The sequence below is a fragment of the Variovorax sp. CCNWLW186 genome (genome assembly GCF_037203865.1).
Classification (GTDB): Bacteria; Pseudomonadota; Gammaproteobacteria; order Burkholderiales; family Burkholderiaceae_C; genus Variovorax.
Map to the genome: position 1 here is coordinate 131882 of NZ_JBBCBO010000014.1, position 6906 is coordinate 138787.

6 protein-coding genes are annotated in these 6906 nt (G+C 66.9%); all 6 read left to right on the forward strand.

What is annotated here, in order from left to right:
• The first annotated feature begins 2 nt into the window (after positions 1 to 2).
• The 6 genes from V9K97_RS17965 (at position 3) to V9K97_RS17990 (ending at position 6813) form a co-directional block, all read left to right on the forward strand.
• Positions 3 to 953, forward strand: coding sequence for an ABC transporter permease (locus tag V9K97_RS17965; RefSeq protein ID WP_258502221.1), 951 nt, complete (start codon positions 3 to 5; stop codon positions 951 to 953).
• The gene (locus tag V9K97_RS17970) at positions 950 to 1825 is read left to right on the forward strand and encodes an ABC transporter permease (RefSeq protein WP_337319690.1); all 876 of its coding nucleotides are present in this window, start codon (positions 950 to 952) and stop codon (positions 1823 to 1825) included. Before V9K97_RS17965 ends, V9K97_RS17970 begins: the two co-directional genes overlap by 4 nt.
• Before the next feature lie 3 nt (positions 1826 to 1828).
• Positions 1829 to 2818 (forward strand): ABC transporter ATP-binding protein, encoded by a 990-nt coding sequence (locus V9K97_RS17975; protein ID WP_337319692.1) that lies wholly within the window; start codon positions 1829 to 1831, stop codon positions 2816 to 2818.
• Positions 2815 to 3645 (forward strand): ATP-binding cassette domain-containing protein, encoded by an 831-nt coding sequence (locus tag V9K97_RS17980; RefSeq protein WP_337319694.1) that lies wholly within the window; start codon positions 2815 to 2817, stop codon positions 3643 to 3645. Before V9K97_RS17975 ends, V9K97_RS17980 begins: the two co-directional genes overlap by 4 nt.
• Positions 3646 to 3907: 262 nt before the next feature.
• Positions 3908 to 5395 (forward strand): ABC transporter substrate-binding protein, encoded by a 1488-nt coding sequence (locus tag V9K97_RS17985; protein WP_337319696.1) that lies wholly within the window; start codon positions 3908 to 3910, stop codon positions 5393 to 5395.
• Positions 5392 to 6813, forward strand: coding sequence for an amidase (locus V9K97_RS17990; protein ID WP_337319699.1), 1422 nt, complete (start codon positions 5392 to 5394; stop codon positions 6811 to 6813). The genes V9K97_RS17985 and V9K97_RS17990 overlap by 4 nt, the downstream gene beginning before the upstream one ends.
• Positions 6814 to 6906: the final 93 nt, after the last annotated feature.

A 6906-nucleotide genomic window follows, 5' to 3' on the forward strand; every position in this document is an offset into this window, starting at 1 on the left:
CCATGAGCCTGTTTATTCTCAAGCGCCTCGCCACGCTGATCGCCACGCTGATCGGCGCCTCGGTCATAGTGTTTCTCGTCCTCGAGATCCTGCCCGGCAACGCCGCGCAGTTGCTCATGGGCCCAGACGCCGCGCCGGAAGCGGTCGCGGCGCTGGCCACCAAGCTCGGCCTCGACCAACCCGCCTGGACGCGCTACTGGCAGTGGATTGCAGGCCTCCTGACCGGCAACCTTGGCGACAGCTATGCCTACAGCACCCCGGTGCTCGACCTCATTCTTGAACGGCTCGCGCTCACCGTGCCCCTGGCACTGCTGGCGATGGCGCTGACCACCGTGCTCGCACTGCTTGTGGGCGTCACCGCGGCAGCGCGCCACAACAAGCTCGGCGACGTGGGCCTGATGGGCCTCACGCAGGTGGGCATCGCCATTCCCAATTTCTGGTTTGCGATCCTGCTCATTTTGGTTTTCTCCGTCCAACTGCAATGGTTCTCGGCCGGCGGCTTCGAGGGCTGGGGCGAAGGGGTCTTCGCGGGCATCAAGTCGCTGCTGCTGCCGGCCTTGTCGCTCGCGGTGGTGCAGGCGGCCATCCTTGCGCGCATCACGCGCTCGGCGGTGCTCGAAGTGATGCGCGAAGACTTCGTCCGCACTGCCCGCGCCAAGGGCGTTTCGCAGCGCGCGGTGCTCTGGACCCATGTGCTGCGCAACGCGATGATTCCGGTGGTCACGGTCATGGGCATGCAGTTTTCAGAACTGCTGGCCGGCACCATCGTGATCGAAAAGGTGTTCTACCTGCCCGGCCTCGGCCGGCTGATCTTCGAAGCCATCGGCAACCGCGACCTGATCGTCGTGCGCAACTGCGTGATGCTGCTCGCGGCCCTGGTGGTCATCGTGAATTTTGTGGTCGACGTGCTCTACGCCGTGATCGACCCGCGCATCAAGGCGAGCGACATATGAGCGCTGTACCCATTCCGAGCGCGGCGGCGCTCAAGGTTCCCGGCTTCTGGCGCCGTGCGCTGCGGCACCGCAGCTTCGTGCTCGGCGGCGTGCTCACGCTGCTCCTGCTGCTGGCTGCCGTCGTCTCGCTGGTGTGGACGCCGTGGTCGCCCTACGAGATGGACATGCCCAACAAGCTCAAGACGCCCTCTGGCGCGCACTGGCTGGGCACCGACACCTATGGCCGTGACGTGGCCTCGCTGCTGCTGGTGGGCGCGCGAGCGTCCATCCTGGTGGGCATGATTGCCGTGGGCATCGGCCTTGTCGTCGGCACGGCGCTGGGCCTCTTGGCCGCGGCGCGGCGCGGCTGGGTCGAAGAAGCCATCATGCGGCTTACCGACTTCTCGCTTGCCTTCCCGGCCATCCTGTCGGCCATCATGATGACGGCCGTGTTCGGCGCCGGCATCGTCAACGCGATCATCGCGATCGGCATCTACAACATACCGACGTTCGCACGCATCACGCGCGCATCGGCCAATGCCATCTGGTCGCGCGAGTACGTGGCGGCGGCGCGCGCGTGCGGCAAGGGTTCGTTCGCCATCACCATGCAGCACGTGCTGCCCAACATCTCGGCCGTGCTGATCGTGCAGATCACCATCCGCTTCGCGATTGCCATCCTTGCCGAGGCCGCCCTCTCCTACCTCGGCCTGGGCACGCAGCCGCCGCAGGCCTCCTGGGGCCGCATGCTCAACGAGGCGCAGACCATGATGTTCCAGTCGCCCCTGCTCGCGGTGTTTCCGGGCATGGCCATTGCGCTGGCGGTGCTGGGGCTCAACCTGCTCGGCGACGGCCTGCGCGATCTGCTCGACCCGCGCCTGGCGAGGGCGCGTTAAGCCATGCCTCTTCTCGAAGTCAAGGACCTGCATGTCGAGCTGCAAACGCAGCGCGGCCCCGCCGAGGCCGTGCGCGGCATCGGCTTTACGCTCGAGCGCGGCGAAACGCTGGGTATCGTGGGCGAGTCGGGCTGCGGCAAATCGATCACGGTGCAATCGCTTATGGGCCTCTTGCCCGCCACCGCAAAGGTCAGCGGCAGCATCCGCTTCGACGGCACCGAACTCGTGGGCCTGGGCGAAAAGGCCATGTGCCAGATTCGCGGCAACCGCATCGGCATGATCTTCCAGGAGCCGATGACGGCACTGAACCCGGTGCACACCATTGCGCGCCAGGTCGGCGAGCCGCTGCGCCTGCACCGCGGGCTCACGGGCGCCGACGCACGCAAGGAGGTGCTTGCATTGCTGGAGCGCGTGGGCATTCCCGATGCGGCTTCGCGGCTCGACGCCTACCCGCACCAGTTTTCGGGCGGGCAACGCCAGCGCATCGGCATTGCCATGGCCCTGGCCTGCGGCCCCGACCTGCTCATTGCCGACGAGCCCACCACCGCGCTCGACGTCACCATCCAGAAGCAGATTCTCGATCTCATCCAGGGGCTGGTCGCGGAGCGCGGCATGGCGCTGATCCTGATCTCGCACGACCTTGGCGTGATTGCCCAGAGCGTCTCGAAGATGCTGGTGATGTACGGCGGCAGCGTGGTCGAGAGCGGCCCGACCGAAGCCGTGTTCGCGGAGCGCGCGCACCCGTACACGCAAGGCCTGTTCGCGGCGCGGCCGGCGCTTGGTGCGCCGCGCGGCATCCGCCTGGCGACCATCCGGGGCAGCGTGCCCGAGCTGATCGACCTGCCGCAAGGCTGTCCTTTTGCGGGCCGATGCAAGTACACCGTGGATGCCTGCCACGCGACCAAGCCTGCGCCCACGATGCTGCCGCACGACCATGCGGTGCGGTGCATCCGGCTCGAAGAGATTGCCGCGGAAGGGGCCCTTGCATCATGAGTCAGTCGATCGGCACAGCGCCCCTGCTCGAGGTCACCGACCTCGTGCGCCACTACGCACTGCCGCGCGAAAAGCTCTTCGGCCCGCCGCCGCTCGTCAAGGCGCTGAACGGCGTGAGCTTCAAGGTCGAGGCGGGCCGCAGCCTGGGCATCGTCGGCGAATCGGGCTCGGGCAAATCAACCATCGCACGCCTGGTGATGGCGCTCGACACGCCCACTTCGGGCAGCGTGCGTATGCTGGGCCGCGACCTGCACCAGCTGCCCCGAAGCGAACTGCGCACGGCACGGCGCGACTTCCAGATGGTGTTCCAGGACCCCTACGGCTCGCTCGATCCGCGCCAGACGGTGGCACGCATCGTCGCCGAGCCGCTCGAGGCGCTGGCTGAAACCAGCCGTGCGGTGCAGCGCGAGCGCGCCTCGGAGGCGCTGGCCGCCGTGGGCCTGCGCACCACCGACATGGACAAGTACCCGCACGAATTTTCGGGCGGGCAGCGCCAGCGCATCGCAATTGCACGCGCGCTCATCACGCGCCCCAGGCTCATCGTGGCCGACGAGCCCGTGAGCGCGCTCGACGTGTCCGTGCAAGCCCAGGTGCTCAACCTCATGCAAGACCTGCAGCAGCAGTTCGGCATCAGCTACCTGCTCATCAGCCATGACCTGGCGGTGGTGAACCACCTCTGCGACGAGGTCTGCGTGGTGTGGAAGGGCAAGATCGTCGAGCAAGGGCCGCCCGGCGAGCTTTTCAGCAATGCGCAGCATCCGTACACGCGCACCCTGCTCGAGGCGGTGCCGCGCACGCCCACGGGTGGCACCCTGCTGGCCGCCTGAGGAAGAGCGCACCGGTCGGGTCGTCGCGACGGCGAGAGCGCCGCCCTCCAATGGCGCTGATCCGCATCCGGGTACGTCCCGAGGAAAAAGCGCCGCTGCAGGCAAGCAGCAACGCGCCCGCTGCGAGAGAATGACTTTGGCTGCGCGCGTGGCATCTTTCGTGCTGCGTGCCCTAACTCCGCGGCGCGGCGCCTCCATTCGGGGCGCCGTGCGCGTTGAAGCAGCCAAATCGCACACCCAGTTTTTCCGGAGATCACACCGTATGCTGAATCGTCGCACCCTCCTTGCCACCGCCGGCGCCACCGTTGCCCTGGCCACCCCTGTCGCCGGCATGGCACAGGGGCGGAAGGACGCCATCGTGATCGGCATGGCGCTCGAGCCACCGGGGCTCGATCCCACTGCGGGTGCCGCGGCCGCGATTGGGGAAGTGGTGCACTACAACATCCTCGAGACGCTCACCAAGATCAACGCAGACGGCAACGTCACGCCCCTCCTGGCCGAGAGCTGGGAAGTCTCGCCCGACCTGAAGACCTACACCTTCAAGCTCAAGCGCGGCGTCAAGTACCAGAACGGCGAACCCTTCAACGCCAACACCGTGAAGTTCGCCTTCGACCGCGCGGGCGGCGAGAAGAGCACCAACAAGGACAAGCGCACCTTCGCGAACCTGAGCACGCAGGTGGTCGACGACTACACCGTGGTCATCATCAACAAGGAAATCGACCCCGACCTGCCCTTTGTGCTGGGCCAGGCCACGGCGTCGATCGTCGAGCCCAAGAGCGCCGACACCAACGCCACCAAGCCGGTGGGCACCGGCCCCTACAAGCTCGACAACTGGGCCAAGGGCTCGTCGATCACGCTGAGCAAGTGGGACGGCTTTCGCAGCCCCGGCACCGCGAAGATCAACAAGGTCACGTTCCGCTTCATTGCCGACGCCGCCGCGCAGGCCGCGTCGCTGCTGGCCGGCGACGTCGATGTGTTCACGCGCATCGGCACGCGCGTGGTGCCGCAGTTCAAGAGCAACCCGCAGTTCCAGACCATCCTGGCCGGCTCGCGCGCCAAGACCATTCTCTCGATCAACAACAAGAAGAAGCCGCTGGACGACGTGCGCGTGCGGCGCGCCATCCTTTCGGCCATCGACCGCAAGGCCGTGATCGAAGGCGCGGCGGACGGCTTTGGCGTGCCTATCGGCAGCCACTACGTGCCGGGCGCGGCGGGCTATGTCGACACCACCGCCGTGAATCCGTTCGACATTGAAAAAGCCAAGAAGCTGCTTGCCGAAGCCGGCGTGAAGACGCCGCTCGAACTCACCATGACCCTGCCGCCGCCGCCCTATGCGCGCCAGGGCGGCGAAGTGATCGTGGCCCAGCTGGCCAAGATCGGCATCACGGTGAAGGTGCAGAACGTCGAGTGGGCCCAGTGGCTCAGCGGCACCTACGGCAACAAGGACTACGACCTGTCGATCGTGTCGCACGTGGAGCCCTTCGACCTCGGCAACTACGCCAAGGCGGACTACTACTGGGGCTACCAGTCGAAGGGCTTCAACACGCTGTTCGACAAGATCAAGTCCACGGGCAATGCGGCCGAACGCGCCAAGCTGCTCGGCGACGCGCAGAAGATGCTGGCCGCCGATGCGGCCAACGGCTTCCTGTACCAGCCGCAGTTCCCGACCATCGCAAAGAAGAACGTGAAGGGCCTCTGGAAGGAAAACCCGATCTTCGTGAACGACCTTTCGGCATTGTCGTGGGGATGAGCGCGGACGTGTCTTCTTCTCCCTCTGCACTGAACGACCTCTCCGCCCAGGAACTCTCCGCCGCCTACCGCGACAAGCGCCTGTCGCCGGTCGAAGTGACGCAGGCCGTCATCGCGCACATCGAGCGCTGGGAACCGAAGCTGCAAGCCACCTGGCTCTTCAGGCCCGAAGCCGCGCTCGAACAGGCGCGGGCTTCGGAAGCGCGCTGGCAGCGCGGCGAAGCGCTGGGCCCGCTCGACGGCGTGCCCGCCACCATCAAGGAAAACATCGCCACGCGCGGCGACCCGATGCCCGCGGGCACGGCCGCCGTCGACCTGAAGCCGGCAGCCGCCGACGCCCCTCCGGCCGCGCGGCTGAAGGAAGCCGGCGCGGTGATCGTCAGCAAGACCACGATGCCGGACTACGGCATGCTGTCTTCGGGGCTTTCGAGCTTTCACAAGCTGGCGCGCAATCCGTGGGACCTGAGCAAGACCCCGGGCGGCTCCAGCGCCGGCGCCGGTGCGGCGGCTGCCGCCGGTTACGGCCCACTGCACATCGGCACCGACATCGGCGGCTCGCTGCGGTTGCCTGCAAGCTGGTGCGGCATCTTCACGCTGAAGCCGAGCCTGGGCCGCATTCCCATCGATCCGCCGTACATGGGTCGCGCTGCGGGCCCCATGACCCGCAGCGTGGCCGATACTGCGCTGATGATGCAGGTGCTCTCCAGGCCCGATGCGCGCGACAGCATGAGCCTGCCGCCGCAAGACATCGATTGGGCGAGCTTCGACGTATCGCCCGAGCACTTGCGGGGGCTGCGCATCGGGCTGCTGCTCGACGCGGGCTGCGGCCTGGCGGTTGAGCCGGAGATCGAGGCAGCGGTCGAGCGTGCGGCCCGCCTGTTCGAGAAGGCCGGTGCCATCGTCGAGACCATGCAGCCGTTCATGTCGCAAGCCATGCTCGACGGCATGGACCATTTGTGGCGCATGCGCTCGCTGGTTGACATGAAGGCCTTGCGCCCCGACCAGCGCGCCAAGGTGCTGCCCTACATTCGCGAGTGGGCCGAGAGCGCGGCCGAGTTCAGCGGCGAACATGTGTTCCGCGGCTTCAGCCAGTTCCATGCAACGCGCGTGGCAGCGGTGCAGGCCTGCGCACGGTTCGACTACGTGATCTCCCCGGTGTCGCCGAACATGCCCGCAGCCGCGGAAGCACCTTCGCCGACCAACGACCCGCTGCGTCCGCTGGAGCACATCGGGTTCACGGTGCCGTTCAACATGTCGGAGCAACCAGCTTCCTCGGTGAACTGCGGGTACTCGGCGGGCGGACTGCCTATCGGACTGCAGATTGCGGGGAAGCGTTTCGACGACCTCGGCGTACTGCGTGTGTCGCGTGCGTTCGAGCAGATTCGGGAGCCGCAGCGGCCCTGGCCTGTTAGGCCTTAGCACTTTTGACGCCGCTGTTCAGGGCGCGCTCCCGCCGACGGGGTACCTTGCTCCGCGAATGTCCCCCGGCCTGCGGCCTCCTCCTTTATTTCG

Coding starts and splice junctions, on each gene's coding strand:
- V9K97_RS17990 (WP_337319699.1), top strand. CDS start 5,392: ATGAGCGCGGACGTGTCTTCTTCTCCCTCTGCACTGAACGACCTCTCC.
- V9K97_RS17980 (WP_337319694.1), top strand. CDS start 2,815: ATGAGTCAGTCGATCGGCACAGCGCCCCTGCTCGAGGTCACCGACCTC.
- V9K97_RS17975 (WP_337319692.1), top strand. CDS start 1,829: ATGCCTCTTCTCGAAGTCAAGGACCTGCATGTCGAGCTGCAAACGCAG.
- V9K97_RS17965 (WP_258502221.1), top strand. CDS start 3: ATGAGCCTGTTTATTCTCAAGCGCCTCGCCACGCTGATCGCCACGCTG.
- V9K97_RS17985 (WP_337319696.1), top strand. CDS start 3,908: ATGCTGAATCGTCGCACCCTCCTTGCCACCGCCGGCGCCACCGTTGCC.
- V9K97_RS17970 (WP_337319690.1), top strand. CDS start 950: ATGAGCGCTGTACCCATTCCGAGCGCGGCGGCGCTCAAGGTTCCCGGC.